The sequence below is a fragment of the Enterobacter huaxiensis genome, assembly GCF_003594935.2.
Classification (GTDB): domain Bacteria; phylum Pseudomonadota; class Gammaproteobacteria; order Enterobacterales; family Enterobacteriaceae; genus Enterobacter; species Enterobacter huaxiensis.
Genome location: NZ_CP043342.1, coordinates 273,891 through 296,305, shown reverse-complemented (window position 1 = coordinate 296,305; position 22,415 = coordinate 273,891). Strand labels below are relative to the sequence as shown.

General features: G+C 58.3%; 21 protein-coding genes and 2 pseudogenes. 8 read left to right on the top strand and 15 right to left on the bottom strand.

The window, feature by feature from the left end; genetic code table 11:
* The first annotated feature begins 73 nt into the window (after positions 1-73).
* Entirely contained in the window at positions 74-2,245 is a 2,172-nt protein-coding gene (gene zntA / locus D5067_RS01395) for a Zn(II)/Cd(II)/Pb(II) translocating P-type ATPase ZntA (RefSeq protein WP_119937554.1), read from the top strand.
* A gap of 121 nt (positions 2,246-2,366) precedes the next feature.
* Here the strand turns inward: zntA and D5067_RS01390 are convergent, their stop codons facing one another.
* The 4 genes from D5067_RS01390 to tusA form a co-directional block, all read right to left on the bottom strand.
* Complete coding sequence (locus D5067_RS01390) at positions 2,367-3,653, bottom strand: TRAP transporter large permease (protein ID WP_119937553.1); 1,287 nt, start codon at positions 3,651-3,653, stop codon at positions 2,367-2,369.
* A gap of 10 nt (positions 3,654-3,663) precedes the next feature.
* On the bottom strand, positions 3,664-4,173 hold the full coding sequence (locus D5067_RS01385) for a TRAP transporter small permease (RefSeq protein ID WP_047716443.1): 510 nt from the start codon (positions 4,171-4,173) through the stop codon (positions 3,664-3,666).
* Positions 4,174-4,185: 12 nt separating this feature from the next.
* On the bottom strand, positions 4,186-5,157 hold the full coding sequence (locus D5067_RS01380; protein ID WP_119937552.1) for a TRAP transporter substrate-binding protein: 972 nt from the start codon (positions 5,155-5,157) through the stop codon (positions 4,186-4,188).
* A 191-nt stretch (positions 5,158-5,348) separates the two neighbouring features.
* Positions 5,349-5,591 (bottom strand): sulfurtransferase TusA, encoded by a 243-nt coding sequence (gene tusA, locus D5067_RS01375; RefSeq protein WP_119937551.1) that lies wholly within the window; start codon positions 5,589-5,591, stop codon positions 5,349-5,351.
* Positions 5,592-5,758: 167 nt separating this feature from the next.
* On the opposite strand from tusA, the gene D5067_RS01370 reads away from it, so the two are divergent.
* The gene (locus D5067_RS01370) at positions 5,759-6,424 is read left to right on the top strand and encodes a 7-cyano-7-deazaguanine/7-aminomethyl-7-deazaguanine transporter (protein ID WP_119937550.1); all 666 of its coding nucleotides are present in this window, start codon (positions 5,759-5,761) and stop codon (positions 6,422-6,424) included.
* Between the two features lie 72 nt (positions 6,425-6,496).
* Positions 6,497-7,054, top strand: a complete 558-nt coding sequence (locus D5067_RS01365; protein WP_119937549.1) for a DcrB family lipoprotein — start codon at positions 6,497-6,499, stop codon at positions 7,052-7,054.
* Positions 7,055-7,058: 4 nt separating this feature from the next.
* Here the strand turns inward: D5067_RS01365 and D5067_RS01360 are convergent.
* A pseudogene (locus D5067_RS01360) lies at positions 7,059-8,310 on the bottom strand (MFS transporter).
* Between the two features lie 108 nt (positions 8,311-8,418).
* On the opposite strand from D5067_RS01360, the gene D5067_RS01355 reads away from it, so the two are divergent.
* Entirely contained in the window at positions 8,419-9,468 is a 1,050-nt protein-coding gene (locus D5067_RS01355) for an AI-2E family transporter (protein ID WP_119937547.1), read from the top strand.
* 103 nt (positions 9,469-9,571) lie between these two features.
* Complete coding sequence (gene acpT, locus D5067_RS01350) at positions 9,572-10,192, top strand: 4'-phosphopantetheinyl transferase AcpT (RefSeq protein WP_119937546.1); 621 nt, start codon at positions 9,572-9,574, stop codon at positions 10,190-10,192.
* Here acpT and arnF read toward each other — a convergent pair.
* The 8 genes from arnF to D5067_RS01310 all read right to left on the bottom strand — a co-directional run bounded on the left by arnF (position 10,125) and on the right by D5067_RS01310 (position 18,345).
* On the bottom strand, positions 10,125-10,529 hold the full coding sequence (gene arnF / locus D5067_RS01345) for a 4-amino-4-deoxy-L-arabinose-phosphoundecaprenol flippase subunit ArnF (protein WP_119937545.1): 405 nt from the start codon (positions 10,527-10,529) through the stop codon (positions 10,125-10,127). The two genes, acpT and arnF, sit on opposite strands and share 68 nt — an antisense overlap.
* On the bottom strand, positions 10,526-10,864 hold the full coding sequence (arnE, locus tag D5067_RS01340; protein ID WP_374208566.1) for a 4-amino-4-deoxy-L-arabinose-phosphoundecaprenol flippase subunit ArnE: 339 nt from the start codon (positions 10,862-10,864) through the stop codon (positions 10,526-10,528). Before arnE ends, arnF begins: the two co-directional genes overlap by 4 nt.
* Positions 10,861-12,516, bottom strand: coding sequence for a lipid IV(A) 4-amino-4-deoxy-L-arabinosyltransferase (arnT, locus tag D5067_RS01335; protein ID WP_119937544.1), 1,656 nt, complete (start codon positions 12,514-12,516; stop codon positions 10,861-10,863). The genes arnE and arnT overlap by 4 nt, the downstream gene beginning before the upstream one ends.
* Positions 12,513-13,415: a 4-deoxy-4-formamido-L-arabinose-phosphoundecaprenol deformylase gene (gene arnD, locus D5067_RS01330; protein WP_119937543.1), complete on the bottom strand. Its 903-nt coding sequence runs from the start codon at positions 13,413-13,415 to the stop codon at positions 12,513-12,515. Before arnD ends, arnT begins: the two co-directional genes overlap by 4 nt.
* The gene (gene arnA / locus D5067_RS01325) at positions 13,412-15,394 is read right to left on the bottom strand and encodes a bifunctional UDP-4-amino-4-deoxy-L-arabinose formyltransferase/UDP-glucuronic acid oxidase ArnA (protein ID WP_119937542.1); all 1,983 of its coding nucleotides are present in this window, start codon (positions 15,392-15,394) and stop codon (positions 13,412-13,414) included. The genes arnD and arnA overlap by 4 nt, the downstream gene beginning before the upstream one ends.
* Positions 15,391-16,374 (bottom strand): undecaprenyl-phosphate 4-deoxy-4-formamido-L-arabinose transferase, encoded by a 984-nt coding sequence (gene arnC, locus D5067_RS01320; protein WP_119937541.1) that lies wholly within the window; start codon positions 16,372-16,374, stop codon positions 15,391-15,393. The genes arnA and arnC overlap by 4 nt, the downstream gene beginning before the upstream one ends.
* Before the next feature lies 1 nt (position 16,375).
* Positions 16,376-17,515, bottom strand: coding sequence for a UDP-4-amino-4-deoxy-L-arabinose aminotransferase (gene arnB / locus D5067_RS01315; protein WP_119937540.1), 1,140 nt, complete (start codon positions 17,513-17,515; stop codon positions 16,376-16,378).
* 323 nt (positions 17,516-17,838) lie between these two features.
* On the bottom strand, positions 17,839-18,345 hold the full coding sequence (locus tag D5067_RS01310; RefSeq protein WP_119937539.1) for a phenolic acid decarboxylase: 507 nt from the start codon (positions 18,343-18,345) through the stop codon (positions 17,839-17,841).
* Positions 18,346-18,444: 99 nt separating this feature from the next.
* Here D5067_RS01310 and D5067_RS01305 point away from each other — a divergent pair, with 99 nt between their 5' ends.
* Both D5067_RS01305 and D5067_RS01300 read left to right on the top strand, forming a co-directional pair.
* Positions 18,445-19,326: a LysR family transcriptional regulator gene (locus D5067_RS01305; RefSeq protein ID WP_119937538.1), complete on the top strand. Its 882-nt coding sequence runs from the start codon at positions 18,445-18,447 to the stop codon at positions 19,324-19,326.
* A 33-nt stretch (positions 19,327-19,359) separates the two neighbouring features.
* The gene (locus tag D5067_RS01300) at positions 19,360-20,154 is read left to right on the top strand and encodes an SDR family NAD(P)-dependent oxidoreductase (protein WP_119937537.1); all 795 of its coding nucleotides are present in this window, start codon (positions 19,360-19,362) and stop codon (positions 20,152-20,154) included.
* On the opposite strand, the pseudogene D5067_RS01295 reads toward D5067_RS01300, so the two are convergent.
* Positions 20,142-20,336, bottom strand: a pseudogene (locus D5067_RS01295) (NlpC/P60 family protein); the annotation flags it as partial. The gene D5067_RS01300 and the pseudogene D5067_RS01295 sit on opposite strands and share 13 nt — an antisense overlap.
* A gap of 239 nt (positions 20,337-20,575) precedes the next feature.
* Between D5067_RS01295 and D5067_RS01290 the strand changes: the two are divergent.
* Positions 20,576-21,238 (top strand): HAD family hydrolase, encoded by a 663-nt coding sequence (locus D5067_RS01290; protein ID WP_119937536.1) that lies wholly within the window; start codon positions 20,576-20,578, stop codon positions 21,236-21,238.
* A 59-nt stretch (positions 21,239-21,297) separates the two neighbouring features.
* On the opposite strand, the gene D5067_RS01285 is transcribed toward D5067_RS01290, so the two are convergent.
* A complete protein-coding gene (locus D5067_RS01285; RefSeq protein ID WP_119937535.1) occupies positions 21,298-22,323 on the bottom strand; it encodes a TerC/Alx family metal homeostasis membrane protein in 1,026 nt (341 codons plus the stop codon).
* Positions 22,324-22,415: the final 92 nt, after the last annotated feature.

Genomic DNA, 22,415 nt, shown 5'->3' with positions numbered 1-22,415 from the left:
ACGCTTGACTCTGGAGTCGACTCCAGAGTGTATGCTGCGGTTAATGAGAAAATTATCATTACCGGAGACTGCCATGTCGACCCCAGAAATACCTAAAAAAGTTCCACAATTCTCGGCACTTAAGCTCAGCCCGGTTCCGGCGAAAGACGACTGCTGCTGCGAAGGCGCGTGCGAAACGCAGGCCGTCACGCAGCCAGAAAGTGGAAATCGCTACAGCTGGGTGGTTAACGGCATGGACTGCGCGGCCTGCGCGCGTAAAGTCGAAAATGCGGTTAAGCAGGTGCCGGGCGTAAGCCACGTTCAGGTGCTGTTTTCTACCGAGAAGCTGCTGGTCAGCGCCGATAACGACGTCAGCAAACAGGTTGAAGCCGCGGTCAGCAAGGCCGGTTATACCCTGCGTAGCGAAACGGCCCCGGCTGAAAAAACCTCGTCTTTAAAAGAAAACCTGCCCCTCATCGCGCTCATCATCATGATGGTCATCAGCTGGGGTCTGGAGCAGATTAACCATCCGCTCGGCAATCTGGCGTTTATCGCCACTACCCTGGTTGGGCTGTTCCCCATCGCCCGTCAGGCGCTGCGCCTGATGAAAAGCGGCAGCTGGTTTGCCATCGAAACCCTGATGAGCGTGGCCGCCATCGGCGCGCTGTTCATCGGTGCCACGGCGGAAGCGGCGATGGTGCTGCTGCTGTTCCTGATCGGCGAACGACTTGAGGGCTGGGCAGCGAGCCGCGCGCGTAAAGGCGTCAGCGCGCTAATGGCGCTAAAGCCGGAAACCGCGATACGGGTCGTGAACGATCGTCGTGAAACGGTTGCCATCAATAGCTTGCGCCCGGGCGACGTGATTGAAGTTCCCGCCGGCGGGCGTCTGCCAGCGGATGGTGCCCTCGCTACCGCCACCGCCAGCTTTGATGAAAGCGCCCTTACCGGGGAATCGATCCCCGTAGAACGCGCGGCAGGTGAAAAGGTGCCTGCGGGTGCTACCAGCGTCGACCGTCTGGTACAGCTTACCGTGCTTTCCGAACCGGGCGACAGCGCGATTGACCGCATCCTGAAGCTGATAGAAGAGGCCGAAGAGCGCCGTGCGCCGGTCGAACGCTTTATCGATCGCTTCAGCCGGATTTACACCCCCGCCATCATGCTGGTTGCCCTGCTGGTTACCCTCGTTCCGCCGCTGTTTTTCGGCGCGCCGTGGGAGAGCTGGATTTATAAAGGGCTGACGCTGCTGCTGATAGGCTGCCCGTGCGCGCTGGTGATCTCCACGCCTGCGGCAATTACGTCAGGGCTGGCGGCGGCGGCGCGTCGCGGCGCGTTGATTAAGGGCGGCGCGGCGCTGGAACAGCTGAGCCAGGTTCAGCATATCGCGTTCGATAAAACCGGCACGCTGACCGTCGGCAAGCCGCAGGTGACCGGCGTGTATCCGCAGGATATCAGCGAGAACGAACTGCTGATGCTGGCCGCTGCAGTGGAGCAAGGTTCCACGCACCCGCTGGCGCTGGCGATCGTGCGTGAAGCGCAGGCGCGCGGGCTGAACATTCCTCCGGCAACCGCACAGCGGGCGCTGGTCGGGTCAGGGATTGAAGCCGTTGTTGAGGGTAAAAAGGTGCTCATTGCCGCGGCTGGCAAGTCTTCTCATCCAGAGGTTGAGGCGTTAGAACAGGCCGGGCAGACGGTCGTTGTCGTCACGCAGGACGGCGCGGCGACGGGAATGCTCGCACTGCGAGATACCCTGCGTGGCGATGCCAAAGAGGCCGTCGCGGCGCTGCATCAGCTGGGCGTACAGGGCGTGATACTCACCGGCGATAACCCGCGCGCGGCGGCGGCCATTGCCGACGAGCTGGGGCTGGAGTTTAAAGCCGGACTGCTGCCCGCGGATAAGGTCAGCGCGGTCACCGAACTGAACGCATTCGCCCCGCTGGCGATGGTCGGTGACGGCATTAACGATGCGCCTGCGATGAAGGCTTCCACCATTGGCATTGCGATGGGCAGCGGTACCGACGTGGCGCTGGAGACGGCGGATGCGGCGCTGACCCACAACCGCCTGACCGGGCTGGCGCAGATGATTGGTCTGGCGCGAGCGACGCGGGCCAATATTCGACAGAACATTGCGATAGCGCTGGGCCTGAAGGGGATATTCCTCGTGACCACCCTGCTCGGCATGACCGGCCTGTGGCTGGCGGTGCTGGCGGATACGGGGGCGACGGTGCTGGTGACGGCGAATGCGCTGCGGCTATTACGTCGGAAATAAAATCGTTATCGAACCGTAGGCCGGGTAAGGCGTAGCCGCCACCCGGCAGTGGGTTGGGCCGGGGTGCGGCCTGATGCCCTCACCCCAACCCTCTCCCACGGGGAGAGGGAGAAGAGAGGCGTCACTGCATCCCTAACACCCCCGGCAGCCATAATGAAATCGCCGGGATGTACGTTACCATTCCAAGTACCACCAGCAGCATGCCGTAGAACGGCAGCATGGCGCGTACCACGGTTTCAATCTTCTGCTTGCTCACCGCGCTTGCCACGAACAGCACCGACCCGACCGGCGGTGTGATAAGCCCAATCCCCAGGTTCACCATCATGATCATCCCGAAATGCACCGGGTCGATCCCCAGCGAGTTGGTCACCGGCAGCAGAACCGGCGTCAGGATCAGGATGATCGGCGCCATGTCCATCAGGGTGCCAATCAGCAGCAGCATGACGTTGAGGTACATCAGGATCACGTACTTGTTATCGGAGAGCGAGGTGAAGAACTCGGTGATGCGCGTCGGCAGCTGCATATAGGTCATCACCGCGCCAAACGCCGCGGCAAAGCCTATCAAAATCATCACAATAGTGACCGTTTTGACCGTCCGGCACATCAGCTTCGGCAGCTCGCTCCACCTGTAGTCGCGGTAGATAAACATGGTGACGAAGAACGCCCACAGGCAGGCCACGGCGGCAGATTCGGTTGCCGTGAATATCCCGGACAATATCCCGCCGAGGATAATCACTACCGTCATCAGCCCCCACAGAGCATCGAGCAAAATCTTCACCGCCTGCTTAAACGGAATTTTCTCTCCCTTCGGGTAACCGCGCTTATGGGCAAAGCCAAGGCACAGGATCATCAGGCAGAATCCCAACAGCAGCCCCGGAAGGACGCCCGCGATAAACAGCGTGGCGATAGAGACTGTGCCGCCCGCCGCAAGGGAGTAAATGACCGAGTTATGGCTGGGCGGGATTAAAATCGCCTGCACCGACCCGCTGGCCGTCACCGCCGCCGCGTATTCGCGCGGATAGCCCTTCTTCTCCATCTCCGGGATCATCACGCTGCCGATGGAGGCCGTATCCGCCACCGATGAACCGGAAATTGCGCCGAAGAACGTTGACGCAACAATATTCACCAGCGACAGCCCGCCGCGAATAAAGCCGACAAACACGTAGGCAAAATTCACCAGCCGTCGGGCGATGCCCCCTTCCGCCATGATCGCCCCGGCGAGGATGAAGAACGGGATCGCCAGCAGGGTAAACTTGTTCACCCCGCTGGTGATTTGGATCATCAGCGCCTCGAGCGGCAAATCAATCCACAGCGCGCCCGCCACGGCGCTCAAGCCCACGGCAAAGGCCACCGGCATACCCAGCGCCAGCAAAATGGCGAGGGTGAATAACAACACGAAAGCATCCATTGTTCACCCCTTAGCTGTGGTTGCCGATGAGCACGACGGGACGGTTTTCCTGCGAGCCAAACAGCAGGCGTTCAATCACAAACAGGATCAGAATGGCCGACCCGACGGGCAGCGGCAGATAGCTTTCGCCGGACGTCAGAAGCGGGAACTCCGCAACGGGCTGTTCCCAGAGGTCGACGCACAGCCAGAGGCTGTACCAGAACATCAGCGCGGAGATCAGCAGCATCAGCAGATCGACCACGCGAGCGCAGAGGTTTTTCAGCATGTCGGGCAGACGGTCGGTGAGCATGTTTACCGCGATGTGCGATCCGGCGCGATACCCCACCGCCGCGCCGATAAAGGTAAAGGTCACCATGCAGATAATGGCGATCGGCTCCGGCCAGGATTCCCCGCGGTTAAGCACGTAGCGTGAGAAGATGCCAATCGGGATCGCTATCGTCATGACCAGCAGCGAGACGCCCGCCACGGTCATGGCGAGCAGGTACAGACGGTCCATCCACTTCAGGTAGAGTTCGGACATACGTACTCCGGTTTACTGGACGTCAGCGATGGCTTTCATCAGATCCTGATGCTTGTCGCCATACTGGGCGCGCACCGGCTCCGTAGCCTTGATAAACACCGTTTTGTCGATGTCGTGGAACTGCACCCCGCCCGCTTTCATTTTTGCCAGCGCCTGGTTGTTGTAGGCATTCCACAGCTTACGCTGCTCGAACTGCGCCTCGCGGGCCAGAGTCAGGACCTTTTGCTGCTCGTCGGCGCTGAGCTTGTCCCATTTCACTTTTGAATAGAGGAGCATTTCGGGGGTAATAAAGTGGCCGCTCAGGGTGTAGTTTTTGGCAACCGGCATGTAGTTGTGGGCGATAAAGGTCGGCGGGTTATTCTCCGCGCCGTCAATCACGCCGGTTTGCATGCCGCTGTAAACCTCGCTCACGCCCATCGCCACCGAGTTTGCCCCCATGTCTTTCAGCGTGGCGAGGGCTACCGGGCTACCCTGCACGCGGATTTTCTTCCCTTTCAGATCGTCCGGTTTGACGATCGGCTCTTTGGTGATCAGGTTACGGGTGCCGGAATCCATCCAGCCGAGGAACACCAGGCGAGATTTCGGGTTCGCGGTCAGCTTGTCGCCGATCTGCTTGCCAATATCGCCGTCGATCACCCTGTGCATGTGGTCTTCATCACGGAACACGTAGGGCAGCGTAAAAACTTCGATATCCGGCAGGATGGCGGCAACAGGCGCCATCGAGACGCGGATCATGTCGATTGCCCCCATCTGCGCCTGCTCAATCATCTGCTTTTCATCCCCGAGCACGCCGCCGGGGAAGACCTTGATCTCCAGCTTGCCGTCGGTTTGTTGTTTGAGCTTTTCACCCATGTGCTGCACCGCCACCACGTTCGGGTAGCCTTCGGGGTGGACATCCGCAGCTTTAATGGTTTGGGCGGAAACGGAGCAGGCAAAAGCAGACAGACACAGAGCGGCCAGTAACGGCTTGAGGGTCGTTTTCATCGAGTCAACTCCAGGGTAGTGAGGTAAGCGTTAAAACGGTGTTTTAGTTTTATACGTTTAAAAATTAGACTACGGCTGGAAAAGCGGAGGTGAAGCGCCTCACAAAAGCGCGAACTTTTGAAACGATGGTTTAGAACGGTTTTCTCCCTCCCCCTGTGGGAGAGGGCCGGGATGAGGGCAACTGGCCGCACTTACCCCTTACGAATCACATACCGATACGGCAACGCGTCCGTTTCCTGCGCCACCAGCTCATGTTCCATAAAGGTACAAAAGCCAGGAATGTCGCGGGTGGTGGCCGGATCGTCAGCGATGATCAGCAGCGTTTCGCCGGTCTGCATGTTGCGCACGGTTTTGCGCACCATCATTACCGGCTCCGGGCAGCGGAGGCCCTGGGCGTCAAGAGTATGGTCTGGGCTGGAAAACAGGTCGGTCATGATCTTCTCGATGATAATAAAACGGCTGTAGTTTACGCCCCGCTAACGTCAAAGCAAACCAGGTTAACGATTGCGTGAAAATTAGCCATTGCAAAGCCTAATGAAAGCAGTATCATGCAGCCGATTTTATTGGGTTCCCTCACCCCAACTCTCAAAAAGGTCACAATATGACGCAGTTTTCTCAATCGCAGCGCGTAAAAGCGTTGTTCTGGCTTTCGCTTTTTCATCTGCTGGTGATCACTTCCAGCAACTATCTGGTGCAGCTCCCGATCTCCATCTTTGGTTTCCACACCACCTGGGGCGCGTTCAGTTTTCCGTTTATTTTCCTCGCCACCGATTTGACCGTGCGGATCTTTGGCGCACCGCTGGCGCGTCGCATCATTTTCGCGGTGATGCTCCCGGCGCTGTTCATTTCCTATGTCATCTCTTCCCTCTTCTACATGGGAAGCTGGCAGGGCTTTGAGGCGCTGACGCACTTCAACCTGTTTGTTGCCCGTATCGCCGCCGCCAGCTTTATGGCCTACGCCCTGGGGCAGATCCTCGACGTTCACGTGTTTAACCGCCTGCGTCAGAACCACCGCTGGTGGATGGCGCCGACCGCCTCCACGCTGTTCGGTAACGTGAGCGATACGCTGGCCTTCTTCTTCATCGCCTTCTGGCGCAGCCCGGATGCCTTTATGGCCGCACACTGGATGGAAATCGCCCTGGTAGATTACTGCTTCAAGGTGCTTATCAGCATTGCTTTCTTCCTGCCAATGTACGGCGTGCTGTTGAATATGCTGCTGAAAAGGCTGGCAGATAAATCTGAAATCTCTGCATTGCAGGCAGGTTAAGGGTTCGCTTTATCAGTTGTGATAAGATGGGCGAATGAGCCGCTATGGCCGTTTATCGAAAGGAAGAAGTCAATGCGCAATCTGGTTAAATATGTCGGGATTGGCCTGCTGGTTGTCGGGCTTGCCGCCTGTGATAACAGCGACACAAAAACCCCTACTCAAGGCGCGTCAGCAGAAAGCAACGCAACCGGTCAGCCGGTCAGCCTGATGGATGGCAAACTCAGTTTCTCTCTGCCGGCGGATATGACCGACCAGAGCGGTAAGCTCGGCACCCAGGCGAACAACATGCACGTCTATTCCGATGCCACCGGGCAGAAAGCGGTGATTGTGATTGTCGGGGACGACACCAGCGAAGAGCTGGGCGTGCTGTCTAAACGTCTGGAAGATCAGCAGCGCAGCCGCGACCCGCAGCTGCAGGTCGTAACCAATAAGTCCATCGAGCTGAAAGGCCATACCCTGCAGCAGCTGGACAGCATTATCTCTGCAAAAGGCCAGACCGCGTACTCTTCAGTCGTACTGGGTAAGATCGATAACAAGCTGCTGACCATCCAGATCACGCTGCCAGCAGACGATCAGCAGAAAGCGCAGACCGCCGCTGAAAACATCATCAACACCCTCGTGATTCAGTAATCCTTCACGAGGATGACGTGGCCTCCGGCGCCTGCGCCGGGGGCCATTTTTTTAGCCGCCACGTCAGCATAAGCGCGATAGCCACCAGCCCTGCCGCTGCAAAATAGATAACCGGCACGCCTGCCCACGCCATCACCAGCCCTGCCAGCGGCCCGGTAATCCCCAGCGACATATCCATAAACACCGTGTAGGTTGCCAGCGCCGAACCCTGATTTTGCTGCGGCACGGCTTTTACCGCCACCACGCCCAGCGCCGGGAAGACCAGCGAGAAACCCGCGCCTGCGAGAAATACGCCCACTTTTGCCATCCACGGCGCGCTGGCGAAACCGGTCAACAGCAGCCCGACAATTTCCACCGCAAAGCAGATCATGGCAACGTTCAGTCCCCCCAGGCGATTAATCCCGTTCGGGAACAGCAGGCGCGCGCCCACGAACGCGCAGCTAAACAGGGTTAACGCAAACGCCGCGCCGTCCCAGCCTTTGGCATCGTAGAAAAGGGTGATGAAGGTGGCGATCGCGCCGAAGCCGGCTGACGCCAGCGCCAGCGCCATTCCGTAGGGCCAGACGCGGCCGAGCACCGCGCGAAACGGCAGCGGTTTGCCCTTGCTGGCCTTCACCTTCGGGCGCGGCAGGGCCAGCAGGAGCGCCAGCAGCGCAACCGCCATAATGGTGATGGACAGGCCGTACAATCCACCATACGCATAACACACCACGCCCAGCGGCGCGCCGATCGCCATCGCGCCGTAGGTTACAATCCCGTTCCAGGAGATCACCCGGCCAATATGGGGTGCACCCACAACGCCCACGCCCCACAGGGTTGAGCCGGTCCCCGCAAGGCTTTGCCCAATGCCCAGAACCACGCGTCCCAGGCACAGCAGTACCAGGCTGACCAGCGGCCAGTGGCCGGTGGTTGCCGCCAGAAAGTAGCTCAGGCCGCTCAGGAAGCAGCCGCACAGCCCCACAACAACGATGCTTTTGGGCCCAAACAGATCGGCATAGCGGCCGGAATGGGGGCGGCTCATCAGCGTGGCGAAATATTGCAGGCTAATTACCAGCCCTGCCCAGAAGGCGCTATAGCCCATCACGTCATGAACATAGCGCGGCAGGACCGCCAGCGGCAGGCCAATCGTCAGGTAGCTGGCAAAGTTAAAAATAACAACGGAGACAATGCGCAGATTGAGGCGCAATCCGCTAAGCGCCGGTTCGGCGGCAGGTTCGGGCATGAGTTCTACCTGGATTTTTACAACAGTGTTTCACTATTACCACGAAGGGCGGTGAAAATCAGCAGCGACTTTCAGATTATCAGCCTCAACGAAGCGCATCCTGCACACTACACTTAATGGGCTAACACACTGAGGAAAAAGCATGATACCCAACCAGACCGACAAAGCAGGTCTTCACATCCTATTAAAACTCGCCTGCCTTGTGGTTATCCTCGCAGGTATCCATGCTGCCGCCGACATAATCGTTCAGCTCCTGCTGGCGCTCTTTTTCGCCATTGTCCTTAACCCGCTGGTGACCTGGTTTTTGCGCCGTGGCGTCAGCCGCCCGGTGGCAATCACCATTGTGGTTATCGTGATGATGATCGTCCTGACGGCCCTGTTCGGCGTGCTCGCGGCGTCGCTGAGCGAATTCTCAACCATGCTGCCGCAGTACAACAAAGAGCTAACCCGCAAGCTGGTCGATCTGCAGGAGATGGTGCCCTTTCTCAACCTGCACATCTCACCGGAAAGGATGTTGCGCCGAATGGACTCCGAAAAGGTGATGACCTACGCCACCACCCTGATGACCGGCCTTTCCGGCGCGATGGCGAGCATTCTGCTGCTGGTGATGACGGTGGTGTTTATGCTGTTTGAAGTCCGCCACGTGCCCTACAAACTGCGTTTTGCCCTGAATAACCCGCAGATTCACATTGCCGGCCTGCACCGCGCCCTGAAGGGCGTCTCCAAATATCTGGCGCTGAAAACGTTATTAAGCCTGTGGACCGGGGCGATCGTCTGGCTGGGGCTGATGCTGCTGGACGTGCAGTTTGCGCTGATGTGGGGCGTGCTGGCGTTCCTGCTGAACTATGTGCCCAACATTGGCGCGGTGCTCTCCGCCGTACCGCCGATGATCCAGGCGTTCCTGTTTAACGGCTTTTATGAATGCATGCTGGTGGGGGCGCTGTTCCTTGTCGTGCATATGGTGCTGGGCAACATTCTCGAACCGCGCATGATGGGCCACCGCCTGGGCATGTCGACGCTGGTGGTGTTCCTGTCGTTACTGGTCTGGGGATGGCTGCTGGGACCGGTGGGAATGCTGCTTTCCGTACCGCTCACCAGCGTGTGTAAAATCTGGATGGAGACCACCAAAGGCGGCAGCAAGCTGGCGATACTCCTCGGACCAGGACGGCCAAAGAGCCGATTGCCGGGGTAATTGCCTCCCACGGTTAGCTATTGGTAAGGGCAATGGATTATAGTAATGGTTTCGTCGCGTAACTTTGCGGCTCTCTCTGTTTTGACTGAAGGCCAGACGTTATATGTACCAGGTTTTTCTGGGAAAAATCTCCTCGCTGAGCACTGACCATTGGGCTGAAGCCCTTTCACGACACGCTCCCCAGGGCGCGCATCGCGCCCGCTGGCTGGCGGGTCGCGGCCTGCTCTCACGTCTCTTCGCCCCAAAGCCGTTACCGGAAATTGTCTACAGCGAGCAGGGAAAACCCACGTTTTCCAATGACTATCCGCTGTGGTTTAGCGTTAGCCAGTGTGAAGATGATATCGCGGTGATTGTTAGCGATGAGGGGGATGTTGGCTGCTCACTGGAGCACATTCGCCCGCAGGACAACTGGCGCACGCTGGCCAATGCCGTCTTCAGCAATGCCGAACACGCCGAGCTTGAAAACGAAACGCCGGAGAGCCAGCTTGACGCATTCTGGCGCATCTGGACGCGAAAAGAGGCCATCGTGAAACAGCGCGGCGCGCACTCCTGGCAAATCGTCAGCTTTGACAGCGCCGCCAGCGCGCTTCATTCCGTCAGCCAGTGCCAGATGGGTTCGCTGAGCCTCGCCGTGTGCACCACAACGCCCTTTTCGCTTACGTCGGCTCAGATCCATTCCGTTGACGACGCGCTGGCCGGAAAATCGTCAGCACGCCAAGAATAATACACCCGACGCCCGAGAGCCCCTGCCAGGAAAAGCTATCCCCCCAGCCGGGCAACAGCAGCGCGGCGCCCCACACCAGAATATAGCTGAGGCTCAGCAAGGCATACGCTTTGCTGAGCGCCATACGGTGCAGGGCCAGATACCAGCAGCCCATTGAGGTCACGTAGCCCATCAGCCCCAGCACCAGCGGGCCGGTACCGGATGAGACGTGCCAGAGCGCGGAGATAAACGCATAAACGTCACTGACGGGCGGCAGCGCCAGCATGGCATAGCGCAACAGCAGCTGCGCAGCGCTGACGAGCGCTACGCTGCATAAAGCCCATAACACGCCTCTCACAGGCTTCCTCCCAGCAATATCACCCCGACGATAATCAACCCGACGCCCAGCCAGTGCCGCGACGTAACGCGCTCATGCCAGAACGTTTTCGCCGCCAGCGTCACCCAGACAAAATTAAGGCTCAGCATCGGGTAGGCGATTCCGACGGGCAGGTGCTGTAATACCGCCAGCCAGACGATCATCCCGCAGCCCAGCGCCAGCAAGGCCAGCCCAAGCCACAGGGAGACGTGCTGACCGCGCCGCCCGGCTTTCGCCGGACGGGTGGCCTGCTTCTGGCACAGCTGCCCTGCGCAGCTCAGCAGGCTGGCTAAGACCAGCAGGCTCCAGGCCATCATTGCGGCAGGTATTGCAGGTAAGCCAGACGTCCCTGAATCGTCAGGTTGTCCGGTTTGGGCAGCCCGGCGCGGGCAAGATCGTCGTTTTTCGACAGCAGGATCACCAGCGATACCGGCCCCTGCTGGCGATGACGTTCAAGCCATTGCGCAAGCTCATCTTTGCCCACAAATCGCCCTTTCGCATCAGGATAATCGAGGCCGTACCTCAGCTCCCCCGCCTGACCAAAAAGAATAATGTCATTACGGTTGAGCTCCCACGCCAGCCCGGAGGCGACGCCCACGTTGTTGGCCAGGACAAACTGACTCTCCTGCAACGGCAGGCGAACGGTATCAACCAGCGACTGCGGCTGTTTTGAGTCAACCACCAGGTTCGGGACGGCGAAGCCAATCAGCAGCGCAAGCCCGGCGGGACACAGCGCTGCCAGCCACCAGCGCTGCTGGCTCCGATTCAGCGTAAACCAGCCCACCGCAGCCCAGAGCAGAAACGCCACCACGGCGCAGAACACTTTGTAGAGTTCTACCGGCGTCCAGACCGGATGCTTCGTCAGCCCCCACGGCGACACCACCAGCGCCGCGATCGCGCCAGCGACCCCAAACGCAAGGTTGATCCAGCCGTTAACGCGCAGCACCTTAACGCTTTTTTCTGCCACGGTGCAGGCATACCGCGCCATCAGGATCGCCAGCGGGGCAAAGCACGGGAGGATGTAGGTCGGCAGCTTGCCTTTCGCGATGCTGAAGAAAATCAGCGGCATGACCACCCAGCCCAGCAGGTAAAGCCCGACGCCGTCGCTTTGTCTGTCACGCCAGCCCAGACGCAGCGCCCCCGGCAGTAGCGCCAGCCACGGCAGGCTTCCGGCGATCAGGAACGGCAGGTAGTACCAGAACGGGGCTTTGTGCTGGGCATCGCTCTGGGCAAAGCGCTGAATATGCTCCACCCAGAAGAAGTAGCGCCAGAAATCCGGCTCACGCTGCGCGATCGTCAGCCCCCACGGCAGGACGACGAGCACGCAGCTCAGGACCGCCAGCCAGCCATACGCCAGCACCTCTTTCCAGCGTTTCTGCGCAATGACCCACGGCAGCACGCCAATGACCGGTACCGCCAGCGCCAGAAAGCCTTTGGTCATCACCCCCATCCCGCAGGCCAGCCCGAGCAGCACGTAGCCGCCCACCTTCCCACCCGGGGTTTTCGCCTGCGCGGCCAGCCAGAAGCTGCACATCGCGGCCACCAGCCAGAGCGTAACGATCGGGTCCAGCACCGCATAGGTACCGATGCCGTAAACCAGGAAAAGGGTGAGAAAGATGATGCCGGAGAGCAGCGCAGCGCGCTTATCCTGCCAGAGACGCCAGGCGAGCCAGATAACCAGCAGCGCCGTTAGCCCGGTCGAGAATATCGCTCCGGCGCGGACCGCCAAATTGGTGTGGCCAAAAATCATCTGCCCAATACTGTTAACCCAGTATCCGGCAATCGGTTTTTCAAAGTAGCGCAGCCCAAGGAAATGCGGCACCACCCAGTCGCCGGAGGCGATCATTTCGCGGCTGATTTCCGCATAGCGCGTCTCATCCGGCTGCCACAGCAGGCGAAGATCGACCGGAATCAGGTAGTAAACGATAAACAGTGCAAGAAGCGCTACGCCATAGCGGGTTGCTTTCATGATGCCGGGCTCACGGTATGTTGATAACCAAGCCAGCCTTCCCGACCGGCCATTTCCTGGCGGACAATTTTGCCCACCGGTAGCGTGCTGAGATCCTCTGGCAGCATGTCGCTGAGCGGACAAAACTGAATGCCCTCCTGCGCCGCCAGCGTTAGCAACGCATCAAAATCATGCTGATACGCAATTCCCTCCACTTCCGCATGGATAGTGTAGACCGGGGTCCCCGTATCCCGGTGGATACAGTCCAGGATGTAGCGGTTGAACCCGTCGGCGCTGACGTCGCGCCCCACTACCTCATCCCAGGTCGGAAGCGTGACCGGGATCTGAACCGTCCCGGTGCGATCGTTCCCCAGCAGCGGTAAAAACGGTCCGCTCCCGCGGCAGTCGCTGTTGTAGCGAAAGGCGAAGGTCTCTTTGGCTTTCACCACGCGCTGATCCGCACGCCATCCCGCCACCGCGGAGCAGCGTATCTGCTGGCCGATTATCGCCTCCAGCTCAAGCATGCCGCGTTCAATCTCCCGGGTCAGCCGCGGGATATCCCACACGCCGGCCCAGGCCTGCCAGGCATGGTGATCCCAGGCGTGCAGCCCCACCTCATGGCGCAGGGCCGCTTCGCGGATGATCGCTTCATTGCCCGCGCCGATGCGCTTGCCGGGCCATGCCGTACCTGCCAGCAGAATGTCCCAGCCGTAAAGGGATGCCGCGCGCGAGCGCAGCATTTTGAACAGAAATGCCGGTTTAACCAGGCGCCACAGGTGGCGCCCCATGTTGTCTGGCCCGACGCTGAAGAACATACTGGCACGCACGTCGTGCTTGCCCAACAGTTCCAGCAGCCGGGGTACGCCGTCGCGCGTTCCCCGAAAGGTATCGACATCAATGCGTAAACCGACTTTTTTCATGATGCCTGTTCCGACAGCTCCACGGTGCGCAGGAAGAAGTCGAGCGTTTCATCGATGGTCTGCTCCATCTTCACGGTCGGCGTCCAGTTCAGGCAGCGCTTAGCGTTACGAATATTTGGCTTACGGTGCTCAACGTCCTGATAGCCTTTGCCGTAGTAGCTGCTGCTCTCGACCTCACGGAAACCGGCAAACGGCGGAAACTGGCTGCGCAGCGGATGGCGCTCAAAACTTGCCAGCAGCATTTCCGCCAGCTCGCGGATGCTCGCTTCGTTCTCCGGGTTGCCAATGTTGATGATCTCCCCGCTGCAGCGGCCGTCCTTGTTCTCAATGATGCGGAACAGCGCCTCGATACCGTCGCTGATGTCGGTGAAGCAGCGCTTCTGCTGGCCCCCTTCAATAAGCTTAATCGGTGACCCTTCCACCAGGTTGAGGATCAGCTGAGTGATCGCGCGCGAGCTGCCGATACGGGCGGCGTTGAGGTTGTCCAGACGCGGTCCCATCCAGTTGAACGGGCGGAACAGGGTGAAGCGTAGCCCCTCTTTTTCGCCGTAGGCCCAGATCACGCGGTCCAGCAGCTGTTTGGAGACGGAGTAAATCCAGCGCTGCTTGTTGATAGGCCCTACCACCAGGTTAGACGTGTCTTCGTCGAAGTTCTTGTCGGTGCACATGCCGTACACTTCAGAGGTGGACGGGAAGATGATGCGCTTGTCGTATTTCACGCAGTCGCGGATGATCTTCAGGTTCTCTTCGAAATCCAGCTCGAACACGCGCAGCGGGTTGCGGGTGTATTCAATGGGCGTAGCAATCGCCACCAGCGGCAGCACCACGTCGCATTTTTTGATGTGATACTCGATCCATTCGGAGTGGATGCTGATATCCCCCTCCACGAAGTTGAAGCGCGGGTTGTTGAGGAAACGGCCGATCGCATCGGATCCGATATCCAGGCCGTAGATCTCGTAGTTGTCATCCTTCAGCAGGCGTTCGGTCAGGTGGTTACCGATAAAGCCGTTGACGCCGAGGATTAAGACGCGGGTGCGACGCTTAATGGCCACAACCGGTGCGCTGGTGATCAGCGCTCCCGCCACCAGCCCCAGCGACTGCGCCAGCTGCGTGCCCTGAACGTAGAGACCGTTGTCCGTTTGCCCGGTGACAATCTCCAGCGCCTGCTCGCCGCAGCTGACGATCAGCGGGGAGACAGAAACGACGGTGCCCGGCTTCGCGGCAGGAATGTCGTCACGCACGCGGGATTTCCAGACGATAAATTTGCTGACGCCGGCGAAGCTGAACGCGCCCGGCCACGGATCGGCCACGGCGCGCACCAGGTTATGCAGCTGGCGCGCCGGTTTGTTCCAGTCCAGACGGCCATCTTCCGGCGTGCGGCGGCCAAAGCAGCTGGCCTTGCTTTCATCCTGCGCGGTTTCGGTATAAGACCCCAGCAGCAGAGAAGGCAGCGCATCGCGCAGCAGGCTTTGCGCCGAGGTGCAGAGCCTGTGATGCAATTGCAGCGCCGTTTCATCGGCATCAATGCTCACGCTCTGCTGCGCCACGATGTTGCCCGCATCCGCACGCTTCACCATCCGATGCAGCGTGACGCCCGTTTCCGTTTCACCGTTGACCAGCGCCCAGTTCAGCGGCGCGCGGCCACGGTAGGCTGGCAGCAGAGAGCCGTGCAGATTGAATGCCCCTTTTGCTGCCACGCTCAGGATCTCGTCACAAATCAGGTGGCGGTAGTAGAAAGAGAAAATCATATCGGGCGCCAGTTTCTGAATGCGATCCACCCACAGCGGATGGTTCACATCATCCGGGGCATACACCGGAATACCGTGCTCTGCGGCAATGCGCGCCACTGAGCCAAAGAAGTGATTTTCTCCCGGTACGTCCGGGTGGGTGAAGATGGCTGTAATGTCAAAACCAGCGTCCAGCAAGGCTTGTGTGCCCGCGCACCCCATATCGTGATAGGCAAAGACGACAGCTTTCATGGGTGTTTTTCCTCTTGAGATGCGGTGTGTTCCTGACGGACAACGCGTTGAATAAAGTAGCGCGGACGCGCGCGAACATCGTTGTAAATTCGGCCGATATACTCACCGAGCAGGCCCATACCAATGAACTGGGCGCCGATGAACATGAACAGCACGGCAAAGAGCATAAAGACCCCTTCCGCCGCCCACTGCGGGCCAAACGCCAGCCGCAGCACCACCAGCAGAACGGAAAGCGCAAACCCGGCCAGCGCGATGATGCTGCCAAAGACGCTTAGCAGACGCAGCGGCGTGGTGGTGAGGCAGGTGATCAGGTCGTACATCAGGTTGATCAGGCGCATAAAGCTGTACTTCGATTCTCCGTGCTCGCGCTCGGCGTGCAGGACGGGGATTTCCGTCGCTTTGCGGGCAAAGGTGTTCGCCAGAATCGGAATGAAGGTGCTGCGCTCGTGGCAGTGCAGCATGGCGTCAATAATGTGGCGGCGGTAAGCGCGCAGCATGCAGCCGTAGTCGCCCATCGCTTTCCCGGTGGTGCGCTGGATCAGGCGGTTGATGGTGCGTGACGCCAGCTTGCGGAACAGGGTGTCCTGGCGGTTTTGCCGCACGGTGCCGACCACGTCATAGCCCTCGTCGGCTTTGGCGACCAGGCGCGGGATCTCTTCCGGCGGGTTTTGCAGGTCCGCATCCAGGGTGATCACCAGATCGCCCGTGACGTGGCTGAACCCGGCCATAATCGCCGAGTGCTGGCCGTAGTTACGGTTAAGCAGCACGGCCACAATACGGCTGCCCTCCGCCTGCGCGGCCTCGGTCAACATGCGCGCGGAATCGTCGCTGCTGCCGTCGTCCACCAGCAGAATTTCATAAGCTTTGCCTAAGGCGTCGCAGGCCGCCGTGGTACGGCGGATCAGTTCCGGCAGGCTCTCCTGCTCGTTATATACCGGGATCACCACGGAAACTTTTTGAACGGGCGGCGCGCTGAACATATCAATGTCCTGCAAGCTGATGGAGCGCGGTAATGACGCGGGTTGTGTCGTCATGAGTCATGTCCGGAAAAAGAGGGAGAGAGCAAATACGCGCGCTGTTCCATTCGGAGTTCGGGAGTGAGACTTCCGGAAAACGCTCGCGGTAATATTTTTGCGTGTGGGCCGCGCGGAAGTGCAGGCCGGTACCGATACCCTGCTCTTTCAGCGCCGCCATTAATGCATCGCGCGTGATGCCGCACCGGGCTTCATCCACGCGAATGATAAACAGGTGCCAGGCGTGCAGGTGTGGCCAGGGTGGAATACGCAGCGGCTGGAAAGGGGTATCCGAGAGTTCGAGCAGGTAGCGGTCGGCAATGTCGCGACGGCGCCTGTTGGCCTCGCCCAGCTTGCCGAGCTGCACCAGCGCCAGCGCGGCGTTGATATCCGCGAGGTTGTATTTGAAGCCCGGGGTGATGACCTCTGCCTGCGGGGCGCGGCCGTGGGTCTGGCGATCGTAGGCATCTACGCCCAGCCCGTGGAACTTCAGACTACGGATTTTTTGCGCGAGCTGCGCGTCATCCGTCACCACCAGTCCGCCTTCGGCGCAGGTCATATTTTTGATGGCGTGGAAGGAGAAAATGGCCGTCCCCCGCCAGCCCACGTGGCGGTTGTTGTAGAACGTGCCTGCCGCATGGGCCGCATCTTCAATGACCGGAATACCGTGGCGCTCGCCAACCGCGCGGATGGCGTCGATATCGCAGGGTGCTCCCGCGTAATGCACCGGCACGATGGCTTTGGTTCGAGGCGTAACGGCGGTCTCGACCGCCTCAGGCGTTACCATCAGCGTGTCTTTGTCGACGTCGATCATCACCGGCGTGGCGCCCAGCAGCACGATCATGTTCAGCGTCGACACCCACGTCAGGGAGGGAGTAATGACCTCATCACCAGGACCTATGCCCAGCGCCATCAGGGTCACGTGCATCCCCGCCGTGGCAGAGGAGACGGCAATGGCATGACGGTTGCCCGTGAGCGTGCAAAATGCCTCTTCAAGCGCCTGATTTTTCGGCCCTGTGGTGATCCAGCCAGAGGTAATGACCTCCTGCAGCGCGGCTAATTCCTCGTTCCCCATAGAGGGCCGGGAAAAAGGCAAAAAATCACTCATTATTAATTTCCTTGAGATAGGTAAGGCGGCTTTTTGATATTAACCAAATGCCGGCACGTTTATTTCAACGAACCATAAACTCATCTCAAGGTAGCTTTCATTTCTTAGGAAAAAATTAAGACAGCAGAAGATAAAAAGCGCAATAAATCTTTAAACCATTAATAAACAATGAATTAAAATATTGTGAATTATTTATTTTGTGAGTAACGCATCATTTTTGGACCTGTTTCTTAAACCGACCATCAACAAATAAAAAAATTCCCGACCATTTCAAATAAATGTGAAATGCATCGGGAACTTTTCTTTTTAGTTAATTGTCGCGCTTATTTTAAATTGTCGGGAAAGTTTTCCGGCAGCTCGCTGGCGGCACACGCAATAACGCTGTCGTTGTTAGCGCCGCAGTCCCGCACGAAGGTGATTGTGGCAAATTCATCAATCACTTCGGTTGGATAGGTCGGGCCTGCATCGCGATAGCTGTTCATCAGCGGGATGTGGTCGTTCTGGAAACAGACGGTTTTTTCCGGATTATTCATCACCCAGCGCGGGAAGAAGATAGTGCCGTGGAACAGGTTGTCGCCCAGGTTAGCGATCAGGCTGACGTCGGTTCCGGTTGGCTCTGTCCAGGAAATTTTATAGATGCTCTCCCCTACGCGGACGATGTACGCCTGCTGGTCTTTCACCCAACGGTTACCGACCAGACCGCTGTGAATGCGGTAGTCGAGGGTATTTTCGTTTTTAACGTAAATCTCGTAGTTCCAGCCGTTATCGTAGGTATAAACCAGATGTTTGCCGACGAAGCCGCTTAAATCTTGTTTGTCAAAGTTGCTCATGATGTGTCTCCTTTGTGTTGATGAACGTATCGTACCCCTTCAAAAATTGAATGAATAACGCTATGTTTGAATCAAATTAATTCAAAATTTAGATAAGTCATGCACAAATCAACGCTTGAGCAATGGTCATTACTGGAAAAAGTGGTGGAGGCCGGCAGCTTTGCCAAAGCGGCAGAGCTGACCCACCGGAGCCAATCTTCCGTGAGCTATAACCTCTCTTTACTGCAGGAACGGCTGGGCGTTGCGCTGCTGGTGGCGGAAGGAAGGCGGGCCGTGCTTACGCCCGCAGGGGAACTCTTGTTGAATCAGGTGAAGCCGCTCCTGAAAGCGTTCTCGTACGTCGAGACGCGTGCCGCCACGCTGCAGAGCGGCATGCGTACCCGAATCGATCTTATAGTAGACAGTATTTTTCCACGCCGCCGCCTGTTCGCTATTTTGCGTCAGTTCCAGCAGCAGTATCCTCAAACCCAGGTGCGCCTCACCGAAGTGCTGGAAAACACCCGCGCCGATACCCTCAATGACGAAGCCGATGTAATGGTTTTAACCCGCCGTCAGGACATTACCGGGCTGGGCGAGTGGCTGATGAATATTGATTTTGTCGCCGTCGCCCACCGTGACCATCCCCTGTTTACCCTGGATGCGCCGCTAAACGACGACGTGCTGCGTCCGTGGCCGTTGATTCAGATTGCTGACAGCCAGCATGCTTCGCGCCCTGCCGGAGAGTCGTGGACCTTTTCGACGATTGACGCCGCCATTGAAGCGGTGATGTATCAGGTTGGCTATGGCTGGCTGCCGGAGGAGCGTATTCAGGCCCAGCTGGAGCAGGGCACGCTCAAGGTGCTACCGCTTAGCCACGGCGTCCGCAGAGCCACGCCGCTGCATCTGATCGTAAAACGCACCCTCTCTCCCCTGGACGAGCAGGTGGAAACGCTGTTGCGCCTTTTTAGCCAGGAGCCATCATCATCAGCTGCTACGCTTTAAGGTCCGAACGTTGAAAATGACATGGAGCAGATAATGAAAATCGATTTTACGGGGAAAGTCGCGTTAGTTACCGCCTCAACCGGCGGGATTGGGTTCGCCATCGCCAGAGGGCTGGCAGAAAGCGGTGCAGAAGTGATCGTTAATGGCCGCAGCACTGAATCGGTTAACAAAGGCATTCAGCAGCTTCAGCAGGTCGTACCGGGGGTGCAGGTCCGCGCCGCCATTGCCGACCTCAGTACTCAGGAAGGCGTGGACGCGCTGCTGAAAGTGGCGACCAACGTCGATATTCTGGTGAATAACGCCGGCATTTACGGCCCGCAGGATTTCTATTCCACCGACGACGACACCTGGGAACGCTACTGGCAGACCAACGTGATGTCCGGCGTCCGTCTCTCCCGCGCCCTGCTGCCGGGCATGGTGCAGAAAGGCTGGGGGCGCGTGGTGTTTATCTCCTCCGAGTCGGCGTGCAATATTCCTGCGGACATGATCCACTACGGCGTAACCAAAACGGCGCAGCTCTCGCTGGCGCGCGGGCTGGCGAAATTTGTGGCGGGAAGCGGCGTCACGGTAAACAGCGTGCTGCCTGGCCCAACGATGTCGGACGGTTTCGCCGAGATGATGAAGGACGAAATTGAAAAAACCGGGAAGTCGCTGGAACAGCTGGCGAAAGAGTTTGTGATGGCGAACCGTCCGAGCTCGGTCATCCAGCGAGCGGCAACGGTGGAAGAGGTTGCCAATATGGTGGTGTACGTCTGCTCGACGCAGGCCTCCGCCACCTCGGGCGCGGCGCTGCGCGTCGACGGTGGCGTGGTGGATGACATCATCTGATCCGTCAGGGTGGAAACCGTTACGCCCCGGTGCGTCGTGCCGCCCCACTGATAGTGGGTACCTTTCCACTTCTGGTATTGATCAAGAGTTCGGGAACGCAGCGGACCCGTTTCCTGATGTACCAGTGCAGAAAACGACGCAAAGCATAACGAGAGTATTGAAATAAGTGATTTAAGAGTCATATCAAGAAAGAAGAAGTGAGTGAATTTTTCCTTACCTGTGGGGACCAAAGGTTCCCCGAAATATCTTTCGATGTGGCGATAATATAGACAGCTCATTTTTCACCTAACCTTTAGTCAGGCCAAAATTGGACTGACATTCAGGTCGCAAGATTGAGAAAAAAATGTGGGTGATATAAGGACTGTGAAGGTAAAGCAGGTAAACTAATGAACAGAATGTGTATTTCAGCTAAGACGTATTTATGACCAATATGATTGCCGACGAAGCCGTGGCGAAGTCCAGCGTGCTTTCCGTCTTCGACTTTGATGGAACCCTGACCCACCACGACAGTTTCATCCCTTTCCTGCGTTTTGCTTTCGGCAAACGTTACTTCGCGGGCAGACTGGTACGCATGGCGCTGCCAACGCTCCACTGCGTGCGCCGCAAGCTCACGCGCGATGAGCTGAAAGAGGTGTTGATCAGAACCTTCCTGACGGGGGTTGATGAGCACTGGTTACGCCAGCAGGCTGAAGTCTTTTGCGAAAAATACTGGAACAAGCTGATGCGCCCTGAAGGCGTACTGGCGGTGGCAGCGGAAGTCAATTCCGGCGCAGAGGTAACCATCTGCTCCGCCTCGCCGGCGCTGGTGCTGCAGCCGTGGGCCGATAAGCTCGGTATTAAGCTGATTGGTACGCAGCTGGAAGTGAAGGACGGGAAGCTGACCGGGCGAATCACCGGCAACAACTGCCGCTGTGCGCAGAAGGTCGCAAGGCTGGAAAAGGTGTACGGCGATCTGAACGCCTACCACCTGCGCGCCTGGGGCGATACGCGCGGCGATCACGAGCTGCTGGCAGCGGCGCAGGATCCGCACTGGCGTCATTTCCATCACCCGCGCAAGCGCCGGAATTCACCGATTAAGGGCTAAGGGCGGTCTGTTGCCCTCATCCGGCCCTCTCCCACAGGGAGAGGGAGAAAAACGGTGTATCAGGCAGTACGTTTCCCCGGGAACATCACGCTCGCAATAATCCCCAGCGCGAGCACGCCAAGCACCACAAACAGGCTGGCCGTCGCGCCAATGCTGTAACCGTGGTGCCAGAAGTGATCGGTCGCATTCAGGCCCAGCTTGAACGCCACGAAGAACAGCAGCAGCACCACCGCTTTCTCCAGATGTACCAGATACTGCTTCAGCGCTTCCAGAACGAAATAGAGCGTACGCAGGCCGAGGATGGCGAACATCATCGCGCTATAAATAATCAGCGGCTCGCGGCTCACGGCAATAATGGCCGGTACGGAGTCAAAGGCGAACATCACGTCAGACAGCTCGACCACCGCCACGCAGAGCAGCAGCGGCGTTGCATAACGCTTCGCTTTCTTCACGCGCCCGACCATCACGTCCTGGTTTTCTGGCTTCTCAAGCTCCGCATCGACCTCTTTCTGCGTCAGAATAAACGCGTGGCTGCTGATTTTCGGCCAGACAGGATAAAAACGTTTGACCAGACGATAGGCGAGGTGGCCGGAGTAATCTTCCACTTCGTCGCTCTCTTCATTGCGCTTGAGCATCATTACCGCCGTCCAGCCGACGACCAGCGCAAACACAACCTCCACGTACGGCCCAAGGCTCAGCAGGCTGGTGCCAATGGCGACAAAGATACCGCGGAACACAATCGCGCCCAGCACGCCCCAGTAGAGCACGCGGTGACGGTATTTATCCGGCACGCCAAACCAGGCGAAGATCGCCATCATCACGAACAGGTTATCGATGGAGAGCACTTCCTCCAGCGCGTAGCCGGTCAGGAACAGGCTCGCCATTTCGGCACCGTGGTGGATATACAGGAACCCGGCAAACGCCATCGCCATTGAGAACCAGAACACGGACCACAGGGCCGCACTTTTCAGCGAGACAGGTTTGTCGTGACGGTGCATGAAGAGGTCGATGAACATCGCCCCAGCGGCCATCACAACAAAGACAACAACGGTTTCCGTCGGGAAACCGAGATGAGCAGCAGACATACAACACCCTTTTATCGAGGCAAAACACAACACCATGCAGACTGGCGGGAGCCAGTAGAGAAAAAGAGTACCTTTAAAAAAGCGGCACTCTA